Annotated in this window: 29 protein-coding genes; 11 read left to right on the forward strand and 18 right to left on the reverse strand. The window is 41.0% G+C overall.

Annotated elements, in window-relative coordinates:
- Positions 1 to 2 precede the first annotated feature (2 nt).
- From AB4375_RS18515 to AB4375_RS18525, 3 genes are read left to right on the forward strand one after another with little or no spacing between them, the layout of a single operon-like run.
- Entirely contained in the window at positions 3 to 269 is a 267-nt protein-coding gene (locus AB4375_RS18515) for a hypothetical protein (RefSeq protein WP_372052247.1), read from the forward strand.
- 11 nt (positions 270 to 280) lie between these two features.
- Positions 281 to 1,003, forward strand: a complete 723-nt coding sequence (locus tag AB4375_RS18520) for an adenylate/guanylate cyclase domain-containing protein (protein ID WP_372052249.1) — start codon at positions 281 to 283, stop codon at positions 1,001 to 1,003.
- Positions 996 to 1,553, forward strand: a complete 558-nt coding sequence (locus AB4375_RS18525; RefSeq protein WP_372052250.1) for a hypothetical protein — start codon at positions 996 to 998, stop codon at positions 1,551 to 1,553. Before AB4375_RS18520 ends, AB4375_RS18525 begins: the two co-directional genes overlap by 8 nt.
- A gap of 182 nt (positions 1,554 to 1,735) precedes the next feature.
- Here AB4375_RS18525 and AB4375_RS18530 read toward each other — a convergent pair whose 3' ends face one another.
- From AB4375_RS18530 to AB4375_RS18560, 7 genes are read right to left on the reverse strand one after another with little or no spacing between them, the layout of a single operon-like run.
- Positions 1,736 to 1,915, reverse strand: coding sequence for a hypothetical protein (locus tag AB4375_RS18530; RefSeq protein ID WP_372052251.1), 180 nt, complete (start codon positions 1,913 to 1,915; stop codon positions 1,736 to 1,738).
- Positions 1,915 to 2,412 carry a hypothetical protein gene (locus tag AB4375_RS18535; RefSeq protein WP_372052252.1) on the reverse strand — a complete coding sequence of 166 codons (498 nt, stop codon included), beginning with the start codon at positions 2,410 to 2,412 and terminating at the stop codon, positions 1,915 to 1,917. The genes AB4375_RS18530 and AB4375_RS18535 overlap by 1 nt, the downstream gene beginning before the upstream one ends.
- A 1-nt stretch (position 2,413) precedes the next feature.
- Positions 2,414 to 2,704 (reverse strand): hypothetical protein, encoded by a 291-nt coding sequence (locus AB4375_RS18540; protein WP_372052253.1) that lies wholly within the window; start codon positions 2,702 to 2,704, stop codon positions 2,414 to 2,416.
- Between the two features lie 2 nt (positions 2,705 to 2,706).
- The gene (locus tag AB4375_RS18545; protein WP_372052255.1) at positions 2,707 to 3,573 is read right to left on the reverse strand and encodes a hypothetical protein; all 867 of its coding nucleotides are present in this window, start codon (positions 3,571 to 3,573) and stop codon (positions 2,707 to 2,709) included.
- Positions 3,573 to 3,902, reverse strand: coding sequence for a hypothetical protein (locus AB4375_RS18550; RefSeq protein ID WP_372052257.1), 330 nt, complete (start codon positions 3,900 to 3,902; stop codon positions 3,573 to 3,575). The genes AB4375_RS18545 and AB4375_RS18550 overlap by 1 nt, the downstream gene beginning before the upstream one ends.
- Before the next feature lie 2 nt (positions 3,903 to 3,904).
- Entirely contained in the window at positions 3,905 to 4,183 is a 279-nt protein-coding gene (locus tag AB4375_RS18555; RefSeq protein ID WP_372052258.1) for a hypothetical protein, read from the reverse strand.
- Complete coding sequence (locus tag AB4375_RS18560) at positions 4,183 to 4,485, reverse strand: hypothetical protein (RefSeq protein ID WP_372052259.1); 303 nt, start codon at positions 4,483 to 4,485, stop codon at positions 4,183 to 4,185. Before AB4375_RS18560 ends, AB4375_RS18555 begins: the two co-directional genes overlap by 1 nt.
- A gap of 446 nt (positions 4,486 to 4,931) precedes the next feature.
- Here AB4375_RS18560 and AB4375_RS18565 point away from each other — a divergent pair, with 446 nt between their 5' ends.
- Positions 4,932 to 5,492 carry a recombinase family protein gene (locus tag AB4375_RS18565; protein WP_372052261.1) on the forward strand — a complete coding sequence of 187 codons (561 nt, stop codon included), beginning with the start codon at positions 4,932 to 4,934 and terminating at the stop codon, positions 5,490 to 5,492.
- A 33-nt stretch (positions 5,493 to 5,525) separates the two neighbouring features.
- On the opposite strand, the gene AB4375_RS18570 is transcribed toward AB4375_RS18565, so the two are convergent.
- The 3 genes from AB4375_RS18570 to AB4375_RS18580 form a co-directional block, all read right to left on the reverse strand.
- Positions 5,526 to 6,128: a hypothetical protein gene (locus AB4375_RS18570; protein WP_372052262.1), complete on the reverse strand. Its 603-nt coding sequence runs from the start codon at positions 6,126 to 6,128 to the stop codon at positions 5,526 to 5,528.
- Between the two features lie 80 nt (positions 6,129 to 6,208).
- Positions 6,209 to 6,550: a hypothetical protein gene (locus tag AB4375_RS18575; protein ID WP_372052264.1), complete on the reverse strand. Its 342-nt coding sequence runs from the start codon at positions 6,548 to 6,550 to the stop codon at positions 6,209 to 6,211.
- 208 nt (positions 6,551 to 6,758) lie between these two features.
- The gene (locus tag AB4375_RS18580) at positions 6,759 to 7,766 is read right to left on the reverse strand and encodes a baseplate tail-tube junction protein (protein ID WP_372052265.1); all 1,008 of its coding nucleotides are present in this window, start codon (positions 7,764 to 7,766) and stop codon (positions 6,759 to 6,761) included.
- Positions 7,767 to 8,934: 1,168 nt separating this feature from the next.
- On the opposite strand from AB4375_RS18580, the gene AB4375_RS18585 reads away from it, so the two are divergent.
- Both AB4375_RS18585 and AB4375_RS18590 read left to right on the forward strand, forming a co-directional pair.
- Entirely contained in the window at positions 8,935 to 9,117 is a 183-nt protein-coding gene (locus AB4375_RS18585; protein WP_372052266.1) for a hypothetical protein, read from the forward strand.
- Between the two features lie 285 nt (positions 9,118 to 9,402).
- The gene (locus tag AB4375_RS18590) at positions 9,403 to 10,128 is read left to right on the forward strand and encodes a hypothetical protein (protein ID WP_372052267.1); all 726 of its coding nucleotides are present in this window, start codon (positions 9,403 to 9,405) and stop codon (positions 10,126 to 10,128) included.
- 147 nt (positions 10,129 to 10,275) lie between these two features.
- On the opposite strand, the gene AB4375_RS18595 is transcribed toward AB4375_RS18590, so the two are convergent.
- On the reverse strand, positions 10,276 to 11,181 hold the full coding sequence (locus tag AB4375_RS18595) for a DUF7014 domain-containing protein (RefSeq protein ID WP_372052268.1): 906 nt from the start codon (positions 11,179 to 11,181) through the stop codon (positions 10,276 to 10,278).
- A 168-nt stretch (positions 11,182 to 11,349) separates the two neighbouring features.
- Between AB4375_RS18595 and AB4375_RS18600 the strand changes: the two genes are divergently transcribed.
- Entirely contained in the window at positions 11,350 to 12,489 is a 1,140-nt protein-coding gene (locus AB4375_RS18600; RefSeq protein WP_372052269.1) for a hypothetical protein, read from the forward strand.
- Between the two features lie 50 nt (positions 12,490 to 12,539).
- Here the strand turns inward: AB4375_RS18600 and AB4375_RS18605 are convergent, their stop codons facing one another.
- Positions 12,540 to 13,454 carry a hypothetical protein gene (locus AB4375_RS18605; protein ID WP_372052270.1) on the reverse strand — a complete coding sequence of 305 codons (915 nt, stop codon included), beginning with the start codon at positions 13,452 to 13,454 and terminating at the stop codon, positions 12,540 to 12,542.
- A 159-nt stretch (positions 13,455 to 13,613) separates the two neighbouring features.
- On the opposite strand from AB4375_RS18605, the gene AB4375_RS18610 reads away from it, so the two are divergent.
- Together AB4375_RS18610 and AB4375_RS18615 are read left to right on the forward strand one after the other, a co-directional pair.
- Positions 13,614 to 13,856: a helix-turn-helix domain-containing protein gene (locus AB4375_RS18610; RefSeq protein ID WP_372052272.1), complete on the forward strand. Its 243-nt coding sequence runs from the start codon at positions 13,614 to 13,616 to the stop codon at positions 13,854 to 13,856.
- Between the two features lie 120 nt (positions 13,857 to 13,976).
- The gene (locus AB4375_RS18615; RefSeq protein WP_372052274.1) at positions 13,977 to 15,434 is read left to right on the forward strand and encodes a hypothetical protein; all 1,458 of its coding nucleotides are present in this window, start codon (positions 13,977 to 13,979) and stop codon (positions 15,432 to 15,434) included.
- Positions 15,435 to 15,499: 65 nt separating this feature from the next.
- Here the strand turns inward: AB4375_RS18615 and pntB are convergent, their stop codons facing one another.
- The 4 genes from pntB to AB4375_RS18635 all read right to left on the reverse strand — a co-directional run bounded on the left by pntB (position 15,500) and on the right by AB4375_RS18635 (position 19,445).
- Entirely contained in the window at positions 15,500 to 16,897 is a 1,398-nt protein-coding gene (gene pntB / locus AB4375_RS18620) for a Re/Si-specific NAD(P)(+) transhydrogenase subunit beta (protein ID WP_372052276.1), read from the reverse strand.
- 10 nt (positions 16,898 to 16,907) lie between these two features.
- Positions 16,908 to 18,455, reverse strand: a complete 1,548-nt coding sequence (gene pntA / locus AB4375_RS18625) for a Re/Si-specific NAD(P)(+) transhydrogenase subunit alpha (RefSeq protein WP_017069088.1) — start codon at positions 18,453 to 18,455, stop codon at positions 16,908 to 16,910.
- A gap of 300 nt (positions 18,456 to 18,755) precedes the next feature.
- Positions 18,756 to 19,037, reverse strand: coding sequence for an HlyU family transcriptional regulator (locus AB4375_RS18630; protein ID WP_004731023.1), 282 nt, complete (start codon positions 19,035 to 19,037; stop codon positions 18,756 to 18,758).
- Positions 19,038 to 19,076: 39 nt separating this feature from the next.
- Positions 19,077 to 19,445: a late competence development ComFB family protein gene (locus AB4375_RS18635; RefSeq protein ID WP_017060104.1), complete on the reverse strand. Its 369-nt coding sequence runs from the start codon at positions 19,443 to 19,445 to the stop codon at positions 19,077 to 19,079.
- A 475-nt stretch (positions 19,446 to 19,920) separates the two neighbouring features.
- Between AB4375_RS18635 and AB4375_RS18640 the strand changes: the two genes are divergently transcribed.
- Positions 19,921 to 21,162: a GGDEF domain-containing protein gene (locus AB4375_RS18640; protein ID WP_372052277.1), complete on the forward strand. Its 1,242-nt coding sequence runs from the start codon at positions 19,921 to 19,923 to the stop codon at positions 21,160 to 21,162.
- 144 nt (positions 21,163 to 21,306) lie between these two features.
- Here the strand turns inward: AB4375_RS18640 and AB4375_RS18645 are convergent, their stop codons facing one another.
- Positions 21,307 to 22,317, reverse strand: coding sequence for a Solitary outer membrane autotransporter beta-barrel domain (locus AB4375_RS18645; protein ID WP_029235232.1), 1,011 nt, complete (start codon positions 22,315 to 22,317; stop codon positions 21,307 to 21,309).
- A gap of 78 nt (positions 22,318 to 22,395) precedes the next feature.
- A complete protein-coding gene (locus AB4375_RS18650; protein WP_372052278.1) occupies positions 22,396 to 23,367 on the reverse strand; it encodes a diguanylate cyclase in 972 nt (323 codons plus the stop codon).
- Positions 23,368 to 23,498: 131 nt separating this feature from the next.
- Here AB4375_RS18650 and AB4375_RS18655 point away from each other — a divergent pair, with 131 nt between their 5' ends.
- Positions 23,499 to 23,936 (forward strand): DUF3069 domain-containing protein, encoded by a 438-nt coding sequence (locus AB4375_RS18655; protein ID WP_017060108.1) that lies wholly within the window; start codon positions 23,499 to 23,501, stop codon positions 23,934 to 23,936.
- Positions 23,937 to 24,228 lie beyond the last annotated feature (292 nt).

Genomic DNA, 24,228 nt, shown 5'->3' on the forward strand with positions numbered 1-24,228 from the left:
TTATGACTATTTGTAATAGCGCCCATAGAGAATGGCCTTTCTTCGAATCCCTACCTCATGACCAAGGCGGCGCAGGTCGCCATAAATGCAGCGGCTGTGCTTACGAACGCGGTTACCAAGCAGGATTAACCCGCTCGGAGCGATTTGATATTGATATTGACTCTCTCCCAGAAAGTCAGGCAGGAACAGTTCGCCATAAAAGCCCTCACGCTGCCTTTGCAATGGGTTATCAAGATGGCGTACACGCTTCATACCGAAGCGAAGATTAAAAGGATAGTGAATGAAAGCAGAATATAGCGCGTATGACTTTGAGAAAAGTAGAGACAGAATTGACGAAATCCTAAAAGGAGCCGACGCTGACTACAAAGACAAGGATTCGATACCATCCCGCGATGATTTAACCTTCACTAACGGCTTTAATGTGAAGTGCTCTGCTTTATTTGTTGATATCAGAGGCTCTAAGGCAATAAATGAAAAGCATACTAAGCCCGTGCTTGCCAAGATTTATAAGACCTACATTTCTGAGTTGGTAGCGATTATGAAGAATCACCCAAAGGTTAGCGAGATTAGCATAGAGGGTGATTGTGTTTGGGGTATATTTGACACCCCTTACATGCCAGATATAGATAGAGTATTCAGGGTCGCTTACGAGATATCGTCTCTTATCGATGCACTCAACATCAAACTAAGAAAAAAGAAATACTCAGAACTAACTGTTGGCATAGGAGCTGCTTGGGGAAGCTCTCTGCTCATAAAATCTGGCTACAAAGGTAGCGGCATCAACGAAGTAGTTTGGCTTGGCAGTTTAGTTAGTGAAGCCGCCAAGCTGTGTGATTACGGAAACAAGACATGGACAGACCGCGAAATAATGGTCTCAGACGATTTTTACAGCAACCTAAACGACCAAAATAAAGGTCTACTTGAGAGAAATTACAATCGAGGCTGTTATCATGGCAATGTAATCAGCACCTCAATGAATGAATGGGTCGAAAAGAATGGATAGTAAAGCTCAGTTCATCAGTGCCGCCATAGCTGATTGTCAAGCTACCATTCGAGCTACTGACGTTAAAGTTGGCGCACTATTGGCGGGGTTATTAGTTCCATTTTCGCAGATATCTTACATATGGGATATATTGACCGAACTATCAGGAAATCTGGAGCACCAAGCCGTTACATTTACCTTTTTTGGTCTTTGGTTCATTGCGATTTGTGCATTGGTGAGAACGATATCCGCTATAGACAACCCCGCCAATCACATTGTAAATGAAAGCACCTGCAAAGGCTCATTCTACAGTGGTGGGCTTTATCGCTTTGGTTTTTTGGATTCACTCCTAAACAGGGGGGTAATCAAGGCCAATAAGGATGTGGCTAATTTCGCTCAGTCATACCCCGATACGCCTGACGAAATTGAGCTAGAACTCTCTTTTGAACATATGAAACTGATATACATCCGAGAAATAAAACTACATCGATTAAAGTTTGCAATGAATATATCGGCAGTTTGCTTTATGCTTTGGACGTGTGCATTTTTATACATAAAATCAAACACATAACAAAAAGCCGACTGATTAGGTCGGCTTCTTACTCTTAGTTTTACATTGTTTTTCATCTTCGACCACATAACACACCGGCTTCACTTCAAAAGAACTATCATTGAAGCTATTGATTATAATGCTGCTTTCAATCTTTCCATTAGGCGTATCAGGAGCAGGATTGATAAGACAGCAAACCAAAATTAAGACTTCCATTTTTTCTTTTCCCTGCTCTGTTCTGCACTTCCATATTTTTTGAGCATATCGCTAAAAGTACCAATAAAAACAATCTCTTGCTCTACTTCCTTTTGCTCACCGATATCAGGCTGATATGCATTTTTTTCTAGCACTTGTGGAATGCTACTTTCTGGCTTCTCATCCATTATTCACCCCCAATGAAATTGAAAGCGCGCCAAATGGACAACAAGCGGTTTTGTTCATCAATTGGTGGCTCATCTGATTTGTTTTGACTAAACAAGGCCAGTAGCTCTCTACTGCTTGTATTGCTCATAACATATGTATTCACTAGCTCATCAAATGACCAAGCGCGTTTACTATCAGTCAAATCAGGGTGAGTTTTGATTTCAATGGTATCAGTAGTTTTCAGGTCGGCCTTTAACTGTTCAAGCTCAAGTTTATGCGCTTGCTTTTGTTGCTCAAGAATCGAGTTCACCAATATACTTTGTGCCGAGTTTAGCAACCATTCACCGCCCAGTTTCGTACTAGCTAACTGTTCTGAGTTTGAGCTAATCAGCTTTGCGATAAGCTCTGGCTCTTTGGTTAATGCATCATTGAAAGCATCACGCGCCTTTACGTTTGCCACCCTGCTTTCAGTAGATAAACGTTGCATTTCCTTAGCATTTTCTTTAGTGATTGCCATCTTATGCCCCCTTGCTTTTTTTACCTTTAGCACGCTTGTGGCACGCTTGTGGCGCTGTACGTGCATCCTTGGTGTATACCGATTGCTTTTCAACAATAAACGTGTGGCGCATACCTAGAGCTTCATTCATATGTGGTTTAGCGTCATTCGCTTTAATATCGCGCTTGATATCGGCCTTTAGCTCATCATGCAGTGTCTCGACATATGACATATCAACGTACTGACCTTTCGGCAACTTAACATCAGAAGGCAATTTCCACGCTGTGCCTGTAGTTGTGTTTTTAATAATCATTCTTACCACCCTGTTTTACGTAGCCAACTAAGACTTTCAGTGACAATGTCACGGTCTTTTATGATTTTCTTGATTTCAGTTTTAACAGACTCAACACCTTTGGCTGGTGGATTAGCATCTCTATATGAATCTAGAATCGCGTTCAATTCGTCTAACGCTGTCTGAACTGCACCATCATCGCCGTGACGCTTACCAACTCGTAGAGCGCTTAAAAGCTTTTGAACCTCTGCTAATGCGTCAACCTGTACACTCTCATTGATTTCGGCTTTATCGACCTTGCGTAAGAACTTGATAATGTTAACAACCTCTTTTGCCGTAAGTGTCGTCAAATCGATATCAAAGCTCGGCTCATCTGAATCATGTTGAACGATAGTGAAATCAGAGTTAATTAACTTTGCTATCTCAGGTCGTAGAGTAAATTTGCCGTCTAACGTCACGTGTCCTACTGTATAGCTATATTCACCTAAGTCTTTATGAGTAAAATCTAAGTCAAGCAATGTATCAGTTTGACTTTCGTTCAGGCTTGTTAAGAACTCATCGAATGGAAAATATTCAACTTCCTCAATACTTTCGCTTAATGCACTCATACTTTCATAATCGCGTTTATGCTCGTTCATCTTGATAACATCATTGATATCAGCGACGTATAGCGCACCATTCACCGAACCAAGATTTAAAGAAAAGCCCGATTCAAACAAAGCTTTGTACTTTGTGCCAATCCCTTTGTCGGCTAGAAATGCTATATCAGAAGTAGACGAATTGAAACGTCCTATTGTACGTGTCATATCACGCTGTTCCGCACTTTGACGATTCTCGTATACAACGTCTGTATGTGACGGTGAGAACTCACCGATTTTTAAAACTTTCATCAAAAATTCCCTCTTTCGTATTCGTTCATTTGTTTGGCCTGTTGCTCTGCTAGTTGATTAAAGTGGTCAATCACAACCTCTCGCGCAAATGTAGTCGTAACCTTATTCGATAATCCCGTTAGATTCGTGAGTGTTACCAACTTGTCACTCATCAGTGATGCAATGAAATCAGGCGAGTCGCCCTTACCGTTCTTTGCTTTTGAAATGCGATAGTCAATACATGCTTGAACAAACGTCTTACAAGCGTTCTCAAGCTCATCAGGCATAACAAATTCATCAGCATTTTCTTTTCTTGTAATCTCGTTTTGTCCTGCAAAATGATTCAGCATGTTTACCCCTTTAATTGATTGAATAGCTCGCTGGCACTCTCTGTTGGTTTCGGTCTAGTGGTTTCAACTTCGTCACGATAACGCTTAACCGCACTATGAAAATCACGCGCATCAACCTTTGAATGAAAACCGTCGCCTTTCGACCAAATCAGAATTTCATTCTTACTTTCAATGAAAAAATGGTCATCTTTTTGAATGAAATGTAGTTGCTCTTGCTCATTGAAAAGTACTTTAGTTTTCCAAATCTTAGCGACTTTCTGTAACTCTCTTAATGCAGCCATTATCGTGACTCCATCCAATCAATGAACGGCTGCTTGTGGTCTTCAACGTTTGACATTACAACGTATGCGTTCGTTTTTTGTTGGTACTCTTTCCATAAAAGCGCGATATGGTCAGGCTTGATATCAACGCCTTTCAATACCTCTTGAAGCATTACTACCTCTAGTTTGATTCGACTATCTGTAAGCTCTTGTAAAAGTTGGTTGTACGTCTTCTTTGATTCGCGATTCTTTTTCGCGACCTCGCACAAAATCGCTTTGTTCTTTTCATAATATTTTGCCATGTATTCTTTTCTGTCTGTCATGTTCTTATCCTGTTAAAAGACGCGGGAAATCAGACCCGAACCCACTCAAATTTATGCACCGATTTTAAGGAACAGGGACGGTGCCAACCTGTTATGAGCTATAGATGTCACTCTCGCTCGTTGTTCTTCATATACATCTATTTAGTGGTGTTAAATTTTCAACTTTTCGGATACAAAAAAGCCCCGACTGATTAGGTCGGGGCAAAAACTGATTTTAAATGAAAACGTAAACGAAGAAGGCCGACCCGCTTTAAGCGAGGGGGTCGGCACTAGAGGTTGTGACGGGTGACGAAACCCGAATCACATTGTTATTTATTTGCCTTTTTTGACAGCCGCGTTCATAACTCTAATTTTATTCTGAACATGCTCACAATGCACTTTACTAAAGTTATGAACACGCGTAGGCTTTATGCTCATAACTACAAAGTATTGAACAGGATTTGAGAATGAGTTTTATAGGGTTCGCCAGAGTATCGACGCAAGACCAAAACCTAGAAGCGCAACTAGACGCACTGACAGAGGCAGGTTGCATTCGCATTTTTCACGGCAAGCAATCGGGAAAGTCGGACGACAACAAAATTAAACTAGACGAATTGATTGATTTTGTTAGAGACGGTGACACGGTTGTTGTAACCAAACTAGATAGATTGGGTCGCTCACTTAATATCATTCTTGACGCAATCACCCGCATTCAAGCAAAAGGCGCGCAAGTCAAAACCCTAGATGGTCAGGTTGATACATCAGCCGACGACGCAATGAGAAAAGCAATGACTCAATTACTAGGTGTATTTGCAGAACTTGAGCACAGCATTATAGTGGATAGACTACAATCAGGTCGCGAGCGCACAGGCAAGAAGGGCGGTAGAACACCCCTACTTTCAGCCGTTCAAAAACAAGAAGCCAAAGCAAGGTTCAGTAATGGTGATTCAATTAGTAGAATTTCCAAGGATATGAATGTAAGTCGCGCTACCATTATGCGAGCTGTTAAACCCACACCAACTACATAACTCTCAAGCACTTTTTGGAAATAAAAACCCGCGTTAAGCGGGGTTTTCTAATTTTCTCATTTCGTTATTCCAAACTTCCATATGATACTCAATCATATCGTCTGTCAGCTCATCAAGAAAATGTAAGAGTTTTTTCCAATCATCGAATGACAGCTCTGATTTCAAATTATTAAGACTATCTTTAATTCCATTTACATGCTCCTCAACAGACTCCAACGCACTAATCATATGTAGAACTCGTTTTCTAGATTCACTAGACAATTGACTCAAATCGTTGATTTCAATTAGACTACCAAGATTGTATTCATACTTGCATACAGCGTCGTCGAGTCTGATTATATTATATGAGAGCAAGTGATTATCACGATGATTCAAGAAATCCGTCACATCATGATTCACATAAAAATCAAATGCATTAAAACCCTCATATATGAAATTCGTAGTATCTACCAGTGAAATAACACGCTCTAATGCTTCGGATAAATCATTGCCTACTATTTCATCATTCAGTGCGATATCCATAATAGAGTTATGATTTACTGTTTGTTTATAATAGCTCGCATCCAGATACCCGCATCTAGCTGCTTCGATTTTTTTGTTTTGTAGGTGGTTTAGTGCTGTGTTTGCATTACTCATTATTAATTCCTTTAATTTTTGCATTAAAAACCCGCATTAAGCGGGTTCTGATTTATGTGGTTAAGCGGGTTCTGATATGGTTAATCGGTTTCTACCTCAAATCGGTCACGCAGTTCTTCCATTCCTCTTTCTATACAGATTTTTTGGTTTTCGAAATCACCCTTATCACACTCAAGCAAATGTAGAACCTCTAACAAATCTTCTTTGCGCTGACCATCCATATCCATGCTTTCGAGTTCTTCTGTTGCTGTGAAAATTGCATCATCGAACAAGTCAATAGAATACTCTAATTTAGAAATAATATTCATCATGTGTGATTCTAAATCAGTTCGAGCTTCGTAACTTCGTTGTTGACTACCGTTAACAGGTCTGTAGTACTTATCCATTAGTTCGTTTTGCTGTGGAGTGCGGGATTCGCTCATTTTTATTCACCTTTTAGTTTTAGTTTTAGTTTTAACCTTTGTTTCGATGGAGCTATTATCAGGCACAAAAACAAGATGGTAAACAAAATCGTAAAATTAATTTATTTTACAATAAAAACAGATAGATACGAGCAATACAAAGGTCGGTATAATTCAAGCTATATATAGAAACTTTAAGTTTGAATTAGGCTAAAATTCAGCCTAATTACTAGCTTTTAAAGCTCTTAAAAAATGCATTACCACCATGTGATGCATGTTCAGGCTTCCCTAGCCCTTTTGTTAACTGCTCATAATAGTCAGAGTAGTTTGGGCGTAGTTCAGTAAGCGTGATTTCTAAATCAATGGCAATCGGGTCTCCTGCTGTTTGGTCGAATGTTTCGTAAAGTTGGTCGGGCGTTTTGTTCATTCTTATATTCGTGATGGCAGCGGGGCCCATTGCGAACTTAGGGGTATATCTAGTGGCAGCATTTACACCAGCTTCGCCAGTGCGTTGGTTGTATCGTTCTTCGATAAACCATAATGGCGGTGTTTCTAATGCGCTGTATGATTGATTTTGGTTGTCTATCAGCGTAGTTCTAGTTGTTTTAGACGCACTACTGTAAACCATGAATGCTCTAAGAATATTACCAACATGCTTTAGCTCACTGACATTGCGCGGCCTTAACTGGAATGAGAATGTCTGCTGTCGAGGCTGACTAGTTCTATACAGTTGAGCCGAGCGAGAACCAAGAATCTTGCCTGACGATTTCATACTGTATTCTTGGGTTATCTTCTCGAATCCAACATTAATTTTATCAATCGCTGTATCAAGCCCTGCCTTTAACGCTGATTGAGCCGATATACCATCACCTGACTGTTTGTTCTTGCTATAGTTCAACATGAAGTCATCAACTATGCCCGTACCTGTAGTGTCGTAGCTATGAGATATATTCTCGTTCATGTTCGGCATATAAAGCTGTATCACTGCCAATGTAGTTTCATTTTCTCTAAAATTACCAGATAGAGAACCGACGGCACGCTTATCTATGCTTTGAGTCATTAAATCAGTCATCCCCATCGCTTCTACAGCATAGAAAACCAAGTAGCTTGAATGTCGGTCAGCTTCGCCCGCTATAGTTAGTGGGTATTGATAAGCTTGAATGCCTTTGGTAATCGTTAACTCCATGGGAGTTGTTTCTGACGTTAATTTATCGGTATCTGCTTTTACATTTGCCATGTTGACTCCTTGAGTCTCGTTATGTGGTATACGGTTTGCCCTATAGAAATAAGGGCGATTAAATGAACGATTGCTAGTACTATCATTTTTTATTCCTTTTGTTTGCGTGAGTAATTCGAAACAGTGCTTTTAGCTATATTCAAATAATCAGCTATGGACTGGCACGTATATCCTTTATCACGTAATAATCTAATTTGTTTAACTATGGTTTCGTCTAATGGTTGACGGCCTTGGTTTCTTTTAATAAGCATGCTCTCTCCTTTCATGCTTATATTTAGCAACGTGTTTTCTTAATGTTTTCTTACCTGTATAAAAAAGGACGCAACCCGAAAGTTACGCCCTTAGCACTAGCATTTGTTCATTCGAACACTTTTATTTATGCGTAGGCCGCTGTCTAAGCAAGTTCAAAACGTGGTCAGTACGTTGAGTCAAGATTGGGTAATACACTACTTAGAATGGATTTGGCACAGGGCTAATACGTGGCTAGTCCGTTCGACGCAATCCACCAAGTATCCTACGGCTAGTACGTTTAACGTGATTGATTCGTAACTCAATTACATCTAATTATTATGAAATGGTACGGCTTCAGCCGTGCGACGCAGTCGCTAAAACGTGCTTAACGTATTGGAGTTGAATCACTTTCGGCATAATTACGTTTTCAAACTTAAAGTCCTTTCTATAAGAAACTTTATATTTGAATTTTGAAATACCACAAACCAGTGCGTTGGTATGAGGTTGATTACGTCTTGTGCGACTACGTCGCTGTTTCGCTACGCTCAACGCAGTGTGAATAAAGTCTTTAAAACATGGTAACGATTGAGCCGACGCCAGTCGGTGAGAGAGTGCGCGCCAGCGCAAAATCACATATGAATGAATAAAACGTCACGGGTCTTATATATTAATTACGGGATTGAGCACCGGCCTATCTACGTTTGCCGATACCAAAGTGGTGGAGTTTTTGGGGCAAAGTGGTGGAGTTTTTGGATTTTCGATACTCTCATTGAATGCCTACTCACCATAATTACATGGGCATTCGCTTAGTAAGGGTATTCCTTACGGGATTAAACACCGCCCTATCTACGTTTTCCGATACCAAAGTGTCGTCTTTTTCTATTTTTGTCACTTTTAAGCACACTAAATACAAGTACGAACAGAAAAGGAAATTTAAATGAAAGCCACAACTCGCAAAACTATCGAATTACATAAGCTAGGATTCCCGACCGCCTTAATCGCTGACCGCATCGGATTAAGTAAAAATAACGTCTCAAGAATTAAAGAGCGTTACCGTGAAGAAATCAAGACAGGGATTAAAGCCCGATTTGAAAAAACCTGTAGTGACCTTGAATATTAAAACCGTCACTTTTTACAACACTAAATACTAGTATAAGTTAAAAACTTAGTTTGTTTACCATTATAAAAAACCGTGAGATAATTACTTTGTTGGTAAACATCCCCGCTTAATAAGCGAAAATAATAAATAGCAGTGGACGACTCCACACCGATTCCTTTGAGACGATTTCCTAGTCAGTCATCGTTGCCGTATTTCTCTAGTCAGTCATACAGGCTCATTGGTTTGATTCCCACTTACGAGTGGGCGTCTCAAAGGAATTGGAATGCTTTATACGGACGTAAACCAATGACAATTAAAAACCATACACTTTTCGCCAATGGCGAACTTTTCACACATAAACTAAAAGACGGTGAATTTGCTCGATTCTATGGCATCAAATCATTAGTTATTAAAAATAACACAACTAAACTAGAATCAGAATTCATCAGCGAAAAAAACACCAAATTAATGAAATCGCTATCCAATATCGGGATTTCTGCAAAATTGAACAAATCACGTTATAACAAAATATCACGTCGCGTTAATAAGTTCTACAAAGATACATTTTCAACCAAGCAAGATTGGAAACACATCGTTTCTGATACAGGCGGTGTGCTCAAAATCTGGCTAACAAATATTAACTATGACCGTCAAACAAAACGTATTGAAGGCGACATCCATCTATTAAAAGAGACGGTCAAAGGTTCACAGCGTGAATTAACGCAGTACTCAGAAGTAATATATGAATCACGCGCTAAAGGCGGTGCGTATGGTCGATATCACGACTTTAGTAAAAGAAATGATTACGAGTCGTTTACTCATCATATGGAATTGGAGAAAAATGAAATGCGCGGTGGCATCAGAAAACTAAAGTTAGACGCAACTCTAGAAGAAAATACAGCAAAAACTAATGAAGTAATTGAAGTTGTTAATGCATCAGTTGCTAAAACCAACCAAGTCATTGATACCATTATGGATATGCAAGCTGAAATCGAAGCATTGAAAGCTGAATTAGCAAAACGGAATGACTAATGAAAAACCGCTATTTACTAGCGGTTTTTTTATATCCATCCACCAGCCAAACGCATTCTAAGCGGTCTAATCACAAACCCAACACATCAAAAATACTGCTACACACGCACTGCCTAACGGCCTGTTTGATATAGACGCAACACACAATCAACTATCACCAGTAACCAAAAGCATTGCAGAAGCAGTAGCGTTAATTGAATACAAGGCGATACTTTCGGAGACTTGCTTGTCTTCATCTCCAGAGCCATGTGCAATCCCCAACCTATTACGTATAGTAGCTATCAGCATTATCGGCTGCTCGAAAAAGGTCGGCATACCAGTATCTTTAATGAGATTTATCACAAGCGAGTTGGCAGCCTCTTTCCCACTTAAGTGAATCCCTCGCCTTTTGCATTCGACTTTCATAACGCTTTCGAATGCACTACAGCACTTTGTCACAGAATCTCTAAATTTTCCGTGCCTATAATCCTCTAGTGCAGATAGGAATTCAGTATTTGCATTAGATAGTTCTGGCCTATTGAGCAGGAGCAAAGCAGGTTCAATTGCCAATTGATTCAATACTTCACTATCTTTTCTTATCACCTTTGGGTACGTAAAATCGTAACTAACTGTCGTATAACCCTGCTCATTCCTACCCTCAGTAGAGTCAATCCTTCCAAGCGTAACTTTATATGGCAAGTCATCTAGGTCAAATAGTTGATTAATGCGTTCAACAAAGTGTTTATTTCCTACAAGCCCTCTTCCACTTTGAGTTTCAAGCATGAATTCTAAAGCATCTAAGAAATGCTCATCAGGACAAGAAAAAAGAAACTCGAACATGTCTGATGTGTAGTCGTAAAAAGCTGAACCGTTCGAGTTTCCAATTCCTCGACCAAGATTCATCATCATTTTCTGCCTTGTCTCTTCGACTAGCTGCTGAATTGAGACTCCCCAATTCTCCTGTTGTAGCATCATAAAAAAACGATTTCTAAATTCAGGATTTAAAGGCTTAAGGTCTTTGCGTGTATTGAGGTTTTGCTTTTGCCTGCGAGAAAATACATTGAAATTGAACATAAATGAAACCTAAGAAATTGTAATAGTTGACATTATATACAATCACAAACTAGCTGAAAGCGCCTTAGGCTAGCAAATTAATTGATTTGCAGCATTTATGTTGATTTTCATGACGAACCCGAGCTTAAAGACCTGTTTGCATAAATACATGTAAAACAGGAGTTACAAATGATTAAACAACTTTTAGCCGAGTCCAACACATCAGCCAACATCGAAAACGGTCGGCCTACTCTAGTTGGATTGACTCGCAAGATTAACGACAAGATTTTCAAAGATATCTGTGGCATACAGCCAACATCACAACCACGCGCAACGGTATACGGTGTTAGATATGAAATGGTCTCACAAGACGGTTCAGAGACGCGTGAGACTCTAGGCAGTCATAGAACTAGTACAGGTAAGTACCCATTTAAAGACCACGGTTTGCCAGTCGGCTCAGACAGCATGACAGTAGGTGAACACTTTTCAGAATTTGATTATGTTTTTGGTGTTGTTGTCGATGGTGATTACTTAGGTCTTACTGAATCAGAATTACTAGGAAAAGTGCTTTCGGGCGACCTACGTCTAGTTACTGACGCTGACGAAGACGATTCAAGAGAGGTTCAAAGCTCACGTTTCATCATGGATAGATGGCAATCTGATATCAAATCACGTCGCGTTAAAAGCCCTACTACATGGGAATTGCTCCATGATATGCAAGGCAACAATCTAGACGGCTCTAGCGCGGTTGAGGATTTGCTTTCCACATCAATTTCAGATGAAATTAACAGCGATATCATTATGAAAACTATCACAGTAGCTAAGAAAGGCACTCCCATCAATTTAAGCAATGGCGAGCTGTATCAACAAGGCCGTTCATTAATAGCACGCGCCCTAGAGCTTGGTGCTGAAATCCATCAAAACACAACATTTACCGCTACGTTCGTTCTAGCTTCGCCTAAAGTCACGTCTGCAATTCGCGCGAGTGGTCAAGTTGGCAATGACAATCTTATTGATGGTACGAATCTAAGACTTGTAACTGACAGTAAAGCGATTGGCGAATATCTATTAGTCGGTTCTAATCACAAGTTTGACGGCCTAGATACGGTTGCACCAATCCATTACAGCCCATACGTTGAGTCAGATTCGGCAGGTACATATCTCATTGCTACAGACTCAAACAACCTACAACCTGTTCCCGCTTTAATCTCTCGCTATGCAATCACATCATCGCCCGATTTTAGTGACGTTGACGGTGTACAAGGCGACGATTGGGAAAAGCTTGCCAACAAATCACCTCTAGCGACATTAATTACTGTGAATCTATAAAAAAGGGCGGTATCCGAAGATACCGCCCCGTGACCATTTAACTTAGCTCTTTAAAGAGTCATCAATCCAACCGCATATCTAGCGTCTGTGCATGTGTCGTATTTCTGAGCATAAGATGACATTGCCACTGCCGTCACCTTAACTGTCCCTTCTTCAATACCCTGATTAACATACTTTTCTTCATATGGTTGATTGAACTCTTTTCTATAATTCGCCTCTAGTGATTTGCGAACTTTAGGTATATCACTTCGGTTGATATAGCCCTCTTTAGAGCAAAACTGAACCATACCAAGAAACTCGCCATTCCTTTTCATTTCCGTGATGTGGGCATTTTGCTTACGTTCCTTTTCTCGCATTGCTATGGCTGCATCTAATTCCGCTTGCTCTTTGGCTAGTCGAGTGTCTTCTATCGATTTAATCTCGGCATACTCTGCTCGTTTTTGCTCAACCAATGGAGTGACAGAGTCTATCCACTGACCAGAAACAAATGTATTCAAGCTATTGGAATTAAAATAACAGTTAACCAAAGGCCTCATGATTTGACTAGGCACATCAACCAAAGCCACTTTTACATCCAATCCCTGATAGTACACATCAGGCGCTGTTATCTCATAATTGACCAATGAGTCTTTATTCAATGTGCCAATAGTATCTCCATAAGTACAAATACCACCGACTGACTCCAAACTAGCTTGGCCTGTAATCTGCTTGTTTGATTTCCCTGTTACGTATCTAAGCTCGTGAGCACTATCTCGATAAGATGTCTTAGAGAACTGAATTGAATTGCCAACACTCATGTTAAGTGATTGAGCAACATCAGGCATCTGAACGTATTGTTTTGCGCCCCTGTCTGTGTATCCGTCGAAATTAACATTACTAGGTGGCCCCATGTTTTCAGGTGTTAACCCCATAGACTGACAACCAGAAAGCAAAGCCACAAAAGCAAGCGGAGTTAAATTTTTCATTCCATCCCCTCTTTGATTCGCAACCAGTGAACCAAAAGCAATAACGATTTAATTTTCATATACCCCTCAAAATAGATGCTTGTTCGGAATGCCGAACATAAAAATCAAATCTAACGGTTAGCCTTTTGTTCTGCAAGACGAACATTTGGTAACTGTGATATGAAAAATAATGTTGTTGGTATACGTATAAAAGAACTTAGAAAATCAAAAGGATGGACGCAGTCTGACTTGGCAACGCAATGCCAACTTCGTAACTACGAAATGAGCAGAGAAACGATAGCGAAAATTGAAAGCGGAATTCGGTTAATCATGGACACAGACATTGTTGAGTTCGCGTTGGTGCTAGATGTCTCAATTGCGGAGCTATTTGATGTGCCAAACATTCCCTGTAAGGTCTCCTAAACACACAGAAAGTGAGGCAATTTTCTAAATAAATTCTCATAATTTATATATGCATTTCATAACGTTAATAAAAACAGATGTATTATATACCTAGATTTAATACTTGAGGCTAACCAGTCAATGGAACTTACTGACAATAAAGATGATTTTTTCTCTGCAAGAATACCCATGCCGAGCGAAAAACAAGTGCAAGCTGTTGTAGAGGAATATCAAGCATCAATTGATGTGTTTTTCGGCGTGTACAATAAAGAGTCAAAATCGCTACATTGTGACGATAACTTTGATACTTCGGATAAAAACAATCTAGACCATGGCAGAAAGATATTAGTAGCTAGCAACTATGAGGTTTCCGCACTAGCAAGTGAGAATATAGTGCTATTCGATGAACCTACTTTGCTAGCAGAAGTAACGGTATCTCACTTGCCATATGACGAAGCAGCTAGAAATATAAGGCTTATTTCTTATCGTGGGCTCGAAAAAAAATCAATCAGCAAAATTACTGAAAATAAAACGGTAGGAGTTGCAGGTTCAAGGGAATCATACACCGTTTCAACTTTTTCTGTTTACGATTACGTGAATGGTATCATTTTGCCGAAGAAGGCAAGATTTCACTCAGTAAAAGCAGCACCAGTACGAAGTATTGTTGCCAACGTTGGTCACCTTGAAAGACTCCAAGCCGCTTACGCAAAATTGAAACAGTCAGGAACAGAATCAAGCCTATCTTGGCAATCATCTCTTTCAACAGCCAAAGACTTACTGAGAGAAGGAGAGCAACGATTATCTATAGTAAAGTCTGAAATTGAACAACTATCAATTCAGAAAGAACTAACTCAGAACACCTTTATTGCAACCAAAGAAAACGTAGACTCACTGAAAGCTTTAGAGGTTGAGACTCAAGATTCCATCGAGTCAAAAACAGCAGAAGTAAACGAACTGACGAGTAAGTCCGCCGCTCTGTTTCTGGAAATTGATAAACTTGGAAAATCAAGAAAAAGCATATTCGATAATCTAAACAGTGACAGAGATGAGCTAACCGAAATCCGTACGGAGTTAAACGAGGCCAAAAAACAAAAATTACTCACTAATTACGAATCGATAGCCCATACAAAAGAAGCGGGTAAGCAAGCCCTTATGTACTACACTGCCTCAGCTATCGTATTTGCTGCGTTGTGTCTGTTTGTTAAATACTTATACAAAAATGCCATGAGTTTTGAAGAGCTTCTTCCTCAATTGGCGTCAAAAGACCTCAGTTCGTGGGACGTTTTAATAAGTCGTTTACCACTGGTCACAGCTACAACTCTTATCATTGGTACTTTATCTGCCCTACTATTGTTCTTAATACGTCAAATAGTTACTTTAAATAAAGAAAAAATGACGATGTTAAAAGCAGGAATATTAGCTCAACAGGTCGTAGGCACTTTAGCGACTGAAGGAAAAACAGATGAAGAAATAAGACAGATTAGGCAAGGTATACAGATTAAGCTAATTGCTGACGTATTTGACAATCATGCAGAACATGTAAAAGGAAGCTCACCGAAAGATTTGATTGCACTAGCAAAAGCACTTAAAGAGAACTAAACAAGCTCTGTACAAAAAAAGCCCCGATTTATTCGGGGCTTTTTATATCAAGTTCACAATTCCACTTAAAGATGCTCTAAAATCTTAGAGCAACTCGCCTTAGCATCGCCAAACAGCATCTGCGTGTTCTCTTTGAAGAACAGTGGGTTTTGCACACCGGCGTAACCTGTGTTCATCGAACGCTTGAATACGATAACATTCTGAGCGTTCCAAACTTCAAGTACTGGCATACCAGCAATTGGGCTGTTTGGATCTTCAAGTGCTGCAGGGTTTACGGTGTCATTCGCACCAATTACCAATACAGTATCTGTCTCATCGAAGTCATCGTTGATTTCGTCCATTTCTAGAACGATATCGTAAGGCACTTTCGCTTCAGCAAGCAGTACGTTCATGTGACCCGGTAACCTACCAGCAACTGGGTGGATACCAAATCGAACATTAATGCCCTGCGCTCGTAGCTTCTCAGTGATTTCATGCACTGGGTATTGTGCTTGAGCTACTGCCATGCCGTATCCAGGAGTGATGATTACTGACTTAGAGTTTTTCAGCATATCAGCCACTTCTTCAGCTGAAGTTTCGCGGTGTTCACCTTGCTCTTCATCGCCATCAGACACAACCACTTCTTGGCCGAATCCACCAGCAATAACGCTGATGAAAGAGCGGTTCATCGCCTTACACATAATGTAAGACAGAATCGCACCCGACGAACCAACCAATGCACCAGTTACGATAAGCAGATCGTTTGCAAGCATGAAACCTGCCGCTGCTGCAGCCCAACCAGAGTACGAGTTCAGCATAGAGACAACTACTGGCATATCTGCACCGCCAATCGATGCCACTAGGTGGTAACCGAATGCGAATGCGATAAGTGTCATCACCATTAGTGCGAACATGCTGCCGTCTGCTTTAACGAACATGATCATCAGCAGTGTAGAAACTACGATAGCCGCTAGATTCCACTTGTGCTTATGAGGGATGTTCAATGCAGACGAAGAGATAACGCCACGAAGCTTACCAAACGCAACAATAGAACCCGTGAACGTCACCGCACCGATAAACACGCCAAGGAACACTTCCACTAGATGGATAACGTGCTCTGCATGAATATCTGCAGGGTTGATAGAAACAGCAGCAGGTGGATCGATGTAGCTGTTGTAACCTACAAGTACTGCAGCCATACCTACGAAGCTGTGCAGAATTGCAACCAGCTCTGGCATTTCAGTCATTTCTACTTTTCTTGCGTAGTGGATACCAATACCACCACCGATCACCATAGCAATGATGATCCACACAATACCTGCAGAGTGAGGGCCAAAGATCGTTGCGATCAACGCGATTGCCATACCCGTGATACCGTAATAGTTACCTGCACGCGCAGATTCCTGTTTCGATAACCCAGCCAAGCTCATAATAAAGAATACAGCAGCAACAATATAAGCTGCTTGTACTAATCCTTCAGACATCTGTTACTCCTTAGTCTTTACGGAACATTTCAAGCATACGTTTGGTCACGGTAAAGCCACCAAAGATATTGATACTTGCAATTAATACGGCAATAAATGATAAGAACGTGACGACGCCACTTCCTTGTCCGATCTGTAACAGTGCACCTACTACAATGATGCCTGAAATCGCGTTAGTCACGGACATCAAAGGCGTATGCAGAGAATGGCTTACATTCCAAACTACGTAATAACCCACCACACAAGCGAGAACAAAAACGGTAAAGTGAGATAAGAACGCAGCTGGAGCAACCGAAGCTACCCAAGCGAATGCACCAACAGCTACCGCCATACCCGCCACTTTCTTAATTGGAGAAACAGGTTCTTCAACTTTAGGCTCTGGTTTGGCCGCTTTTGGCTTAGTTTGTTGTGGTTGAGCTGAAACTTGAATTGGTGGAGCTGGCCAAGTGACCTCGCCCTCTTTAACGACAGTAACACCACGCAGAACAACATCTTCAAAGTCGATATTGATGTTGCCATCTTTCTCTTTGCAAAGCAGTTTCAAAAGGTTAACTAGGTTCGTTGCATACAGTTGAGATGATTGAGTCGGCAGTCGACCAACCATATCAGTGTAACCAACCACCTTCACGCCATTAGCCGTTGTAATGACTTGATCCGCAACCGTGTATTCACAGTTACCGCCATTGGCCGCCGCAAGGTCTACAATCACACTACCTGCACTCATGCTGTCTACCATCTCTTTGGTAATCAGCTTCGGAGCCGGGCGACCTGGAATCAGCGCCGTAGTAATGATGATATCAACGTCTTTTGCTTGAGCTGCATAAAGCTCTTCCGCTTTCTTATTGAATGCTTCAGACATCTCTTTTGCGTAGCCGTCACCAGCACTGGTGTCTTCCTTGAAATCCACTTCCAAGAATTCAGCGCCCATCGACTCAACTTGTTCTTTAACTTCAGGACGAACATCGAATGAACGAACGATCGCACCTAAGCTACCCGCAGCGCCGATTGCCGCTAGGCCAGCAACACCAGCACCTGCAACCAGTACTTTTGCTGGCGGAACTTTACCCGCAGCCGTAATCTGACCCGTGAAGAATCGACCAAACTCATGCGCCGCTTCAACAACAGCACGATAACCCGCGATGTTTGCCATAGAACTCAATGCATCTAACGCCTGAGCTCTTGAAATTCGTGGTACAGAATCCATCGCCATCACGTTGATGTTACGACTGGACAATTGTTCCATTAATTCTGGATTTTGGGCAGGCCAAATAAAGCTGACCAATGTTGCGCCATCTTTAAGAAGATCGATTTCATTTTTAGACTCGTCAACGATCGGAGCGTTAACTTTAAAGATAATATCGGATTTCCAAGCTTCATCTGCGGTGACAACTTTTGCTCCAGCTTGTTCATAAGCTGCATCTTCAAAACTTGCTAACGCACCTGCTTGTGATTCAACACAAACTTCAAATCCTAATTTTAGAAGCTGTTCTACCGATTTCGGCGAAGCAGCGACTCGCGTTTCACCAGCGAGCGTTTCTCTTGGTACACCAATTTGCATAGCTATTCCTTGACTATTGGCACGAATGACTTATTCGTTTGTATCTAACGACAACTAATACTTCAAGCGTTTTGTTCAAAGAACAGGAAAAGTTATTACTTATAACGATTTGGATGGAGTTTGAGCGCTTCATTTGGATAAATGACGACCGTCTCGAACGAAGAGGTCAAACCACTTGCAAATAATCCTTTTAATAACAACCTACTAGCTGTTCTTTGTCCCTAAAACTAAAAAGAGCTTTCAGCATATACACTGAAAGCTCTCTAAATTATGACCAACATCAATTCTAACCCTAATTGGCTAGCTAAATATATTGTCGCCCATTTGGTCGATGAACATCTGCGATTTTTTGAGCATCAATTCGTCGGCATCTTGTTTGTTTGAAACAACATCTGAACGAATAAAACGGTGAGTTTTGATTTCACCATCGAATTCTTTCTCGATTCGCCCAGCAACACGGTATTGACCAGACTCTGCAATGGCATCTTGATAGATATTGAAACCCTTATATTCGACTGGCTCAATCTCTACTTTTTGTTCGGTTTTTTCTTTGCCACCAAATAATCTAGAAAAGAATCCCACGTTTTTTACTCCTTAAATGACCGTATTCACCCTAAACTATCATGACTGTTTACGGTTCAACAACGGCTTTTCATACCATTGCAATTCTACGTCATCGTCAAAATTGTGTTGACTAAATATAACAGGCACATTGTCGTCACGTTCACGTCTTCGATCGTCAATAATCATACTTTCTGCATTTTTGACCGCGATCTCACTATTGCGTTTATAGAGCACCAATTTGTCTTCTGGCAATGCTGACAGAAAATCGATATCAAAACGAATATAGATAGGTTTTAGCTGACCCAAAGCCAAGCACGCGAGATCGGCCAACTGTTCGTTGGTATAACTAGACACATATTCCTCGGTAGCCAATACATGACCTACCAGAGTTTCCATATAGTTATGTACATCAACACTAATTTGCATACCACACCTCCATTTGTAGCGGTTTTTCTAGTCGCAGTCGTTTCTAAAGTCACTTGAAACCATGCAATTCCTAATAGCTTCCTATAACTCAGTTATAGGTTTTACTGTCCATAGTTGAAACTTAGGCATTATTTAATCTTACTCTGACTTCATTACAGATCTTCGTCGCTTAATGAAAAGGTCACTCAATAATAACTGATCATCAAGCCCTTTAAGTGACAGCGCCAACGTAAGAGCAGCAGAGCAGATTTTGTTAAGTATCTATAACGACTAATTAATTTCTCATATATACTGTGTAGTTCGTTCTAAGGTTAATAGCAACTCAAATACATATAAAAATGATTGCACCAATAGCGACCTATGACTATGTTTTTGCTCTAATTTAGGCAAAAAGCTTGGCAATCGCTTGTTTAACCGTATCCTACGCATAGTATTAAATAATAAGATCATCAATATAGTTAGGCTCACCACATAAATGGCATCATCTTTTGTAACGTCGAGCATGTTTCGATTTTGCTTCCCTTTAGTCCTGTTAACAATTTTGCTCGTTGGTATGGACAACGTCATTCTCGTGACGGACTCAAATTTAGGGTTTGCTAGCAACCTCCCTTACATTTTATTGAGCGTTGCGGTTCTGCTATGCCATACGTTCAGACAAGGTCGAATGGCGATGGTATCGGTGACCATGCTTGTCGCTTATCTGATCATCCAAGTTCGCTTACAAACGCCTCTCAATTCTGGCACAACGCTATTAGAGCTCTCGTTACTTGCGGCATTAGTACCTGTCACTTGCTTACTTGTTTATGCCTTCCCTGATAACGGCGTAAACTCAAAGTCGATGCTGCTCTACGCCATCGTTCTTGTTCTGTTTATGGTTTGGGCACAATTGATCGTCTCTCACTTCCATGCCGGCGGTTTTGAATCATGGAGTGATGGTCTTCTATTTATTGTCAGAGACTTCTCCAAACTGCCTTTTGTTTTAGTGCTGTATAGCCTTTGCTTGCTTGGCCTTACTGCCATTCTCGTGTTGGTGTATAACCGCTCTATCGATGTTGTGGTTTATAGCGCTATCCTGCTTTCTTCTTGTACGTTCATCTTCTTCGACGTTCAGTACATCTCGAGCACCATGTTCTCGTTGTCAGGCACACTGATCATCGTCTATGTGATGTCTGCTAGTCATGATATGGCCTTTAACGACCAACTGACTAACATTCCCGGTCGACACGCCTTAGAAGTCGATATGAAGCACTTGGGGCGTAAGTATTCGATGGCGATGGTCGATATTGATCACTTTAAACAATTCAACGATACCTACGGACATGACATTGGCGACGATGTGTTAAAACTGGTGGCACGCATTCTGAGGGAAACCACAGGCGGCGCTAAAGCTTATCGCTATGGTGGAGAAGAGTTCACGATTATCTTCAAAGGCAAACATTCGGAACAAGTTAAAGAGCACCTTCAAGCTCTGATTTCCGAAGTTCAAAACTACGACATGACGATTCGGAATAGCCATGAGCGCCCCGACGATCATGAAGTGGGTATGAAAAAGCGTGGCAAGAACGGTAAACCATCGGAAGTGGTGAATGTAACGGTGAGTATTGGACTTTCCGATAGCACAACCACCAGACATCCTGAAGAGGTGTTGAAGCTTGCTGACCAAGCGCTGTATAAAGCGAAAGAAACCGGTCGAAACAAACTATGTATTGACCGTTAACAATGGTTGATAGCGAAAGATATTGAGTGCTAGAGATCTAAATAGCTTAAGCCATTAATAGCGAACTGCTTCAATAACTATCACTTCCAAGTTCAACGAGCCTCATTGATTTGAGACCGTATGGGCTTAACTGGAAAAAAGAGCTTAATCTTGGTTGAAGAATATAACCAAGCTGCCACCTTTTAAGCTACTTCCGTAGTTAATCGTAAAACCTATTCCCACGTTATCGACCCACTCATTAAACAGGTTTGGGTTAAGCAACCAACCAACACTGCCCTCGTAGTAAGATGTGGTGCCCATAGATGCCACGGTGTCACCACCAATATCAATTCGTCTTATACTCGAGTACATCGAAGTGATGTTCTTATCCCAACGCACGAGATCATAGAAAACCTTGGCTTCATTGGCGATATACCACCCTTCAGGATGACCGACATTGCCATTATTCGCCTCGCCCCAGCCGATGCCATTAAAGTAATGCCAACTGGTGCTCAATTTATACTTTCCCCAGTCATTCTTATCTTCGTACATCAGCTTGATTTTAGGCTCGATGATGTAAGCCCAAGCATCAGTATTGAGATATACGCCATCCAGTTGGTCTTGAATAGGCTTTAGCAACGAAGCGCGATATTCATAATCATTGCGGTAGTAAGAGATGTGGTTACCGATTGCAGAGCTGAAGCTCCAATATTCGTCTAGCTGGGACACATTCGCGAATTCGACGTAGCCAGACACTACCGACTCTTTTTGAAAATCGTTTCTGTTTGCTGCCGCGTACTCGACATCGTTCTCGATTCGCAATGCAGACAAGCGTAGCGTCACCTCTTGATGGTTGTCTTCGATGTAACTTGGTAATTCAAATGTGTAAGGCAAACTCAGGGAGGTGATGTTTTGGCGACGACTTACCGAATCATTCGAACCGATGTCTTCATTGTCCAAACTAAACACTTTATTGGGGTCAAAGTTATTGATACCAAAAGTGAAAACATCGGTGTCGTTGAGCAATACACTGGTGGCAAAGCTCTGCTCTAGATCCTTTCGAAAAAGATCAGATAGCGTATTGGCATTAACAGTGGTCGCCAAAGCGGTAAAAAATAGAGGAACCGCAAGCGTCCAAGATGTGTTAGTCATAGAAAATGACTTCGAATGTGGCATTTCTTTTATCACTTAAAGCACTTCCTAGCTCAAACGCTATTAGAAGTATAAATTCAAATATCTAAAAGAGCTCGCCAACTAACGCGCAAGCTCCAAAATGTTACGTTGTACAAAGGTATTTCTACCACTTTGCTTCGCTTGATAAAGCGCTTGATCGACCTTTTCGTAAATAGACGCAATAGATTCGCCACCTTCTGGTACAAATGACAACACACCTTGTGACACTGTCACTCTATCCGATACCGTTGAGTGGTCATGAGCGTAGTTCATCTCATGCAATGCCTCTTTAACTCGAGTCGCGTGTAACTTAGCGCCTTCACTGTCTGTGTCGCTAAGAATCAGAACAAACTCTTCACCGCCATAACGACCGACAAACTCTCCCGCACGAACAAACAGCTGTTTCAAGGTATTAGCAAGCCCTTGTAAGCACTTATCCCCTTGAATATGACCATAATTATCGTTGTAAGGCTTAAAGAAGTCTACATCTAGAAGTATGACTGTCATGGATATATTACGTCTTCCGTGCCACGCTATGCTCTCTTCAAGCTTAGTATCCATATATCGACGGTTATACAATTTGGTCAGGCCATCTTCGTTGGCTTGTTGCTGCAGAAGGATGTTCAGTTCTTCGAGTTTGGCTGTGCTTTGTTTTAGCTCTCGTCTCATGTGCGCGATACGTTGCATCGCAATCAGCTTAGAATTCAAAACAACCTTGTTTACTGGCTTGATCAGGTAATCATCGCCACCAGCGTCAATCGCTTTTGCGATCATCTCAGGTTCTTCGTGACCACTAAGAAAGATGATGGGAACCCATTCTGGGAATCGGCTTCGAACCTCATTCGCCACTTCAAAACCATCCATATCAGGCATGCTGATATCAAGTAACACGAGTTCAGGATCAAAATCAGAATAAACACTCAGGGCTTCTTTTCCGCTACCGACAGCTTCTACAATATGACCCAGTTGCTTGAGTCGGATAGCAAGTTGCATCCTGTCTAGTTGAACGTCATCAACCAGCAATATGCGCATTGAAGATCCCTTTTCTATCATCACATCACCTTTATCTAGTGTTGAATATTCAAAGTAGCTCAAATTTGGGCTTAAATCATGCCCTAATCTCTATATTATATTGACTTTTTTACAGATCTTTTTAGCATTGTTTCTTTTTAAAGAGAAATACTATGTCAGACGCTACAAACAACGAACAACAAGAAATCGATTTAACCACCATCTCACCAGAACTTCGTCAAGTTATCGAATTTGATGGAGTACCAAAAGAGATGCACTTTATGGTTACTTCTATTCACGAAGTGTCTGAAGAAGCAGTACGCGAAGCTTGGGATAGTCTTCCAGCAAGCGCACAAAATGTTTTAGACAACTTCGAGCAGTTCCACGCTCTAATCTCAGTTAGCCAAGCTTTCGCTGGTGTTAACGTGATGGAAGAGTTCCCTACTCTTAAACTTCCAGAAGACATGTCTGACGAAGAAAAAGAAGAGTACCGTGCTCAACTGCTAGACCAAGTTCTACACAACTGTGTAAAAGACATGGTTAAACAAATCAAGAAAGCGCGTCGTGATGCAATCTTGAAGCGTGATTTCAAAGAAGTTTTTACTAAGTAAGTCGCTAGTCGCCTAAACTAGGCTAAGCGCTAACAGTACTACTTAGAATTAAGCCGCATGTTTCTTTAAACACGCGGCTTTTTTATATCCGCTATTTTCTGTTCGTCGATCGTTACGTCTGTATGTTCTTGTTGCTAATGTTCATATGATTCGACAAATCATATGCTTTAACACTCATATAGTGTGGCGCAAAACTGGCAGTTATACCGTATAAAAATGACGCATGTATCCATTCATGGAATCAAGACCGAATTTTCAGAACCTATAACAGGCAGTATCGCGGCAATATCGA

The organism is Vibrio sp. 10N.261.51.C6, assembly GCF_041471785.1.
In the GTDB taxonomy this organism is placed as follows: Bacteria; Pseudomonadota; Gammaproteobacteria; order Enterobacterales; family Vibrionaceae; genus Vibrio; species Vibrio crassostreae_C.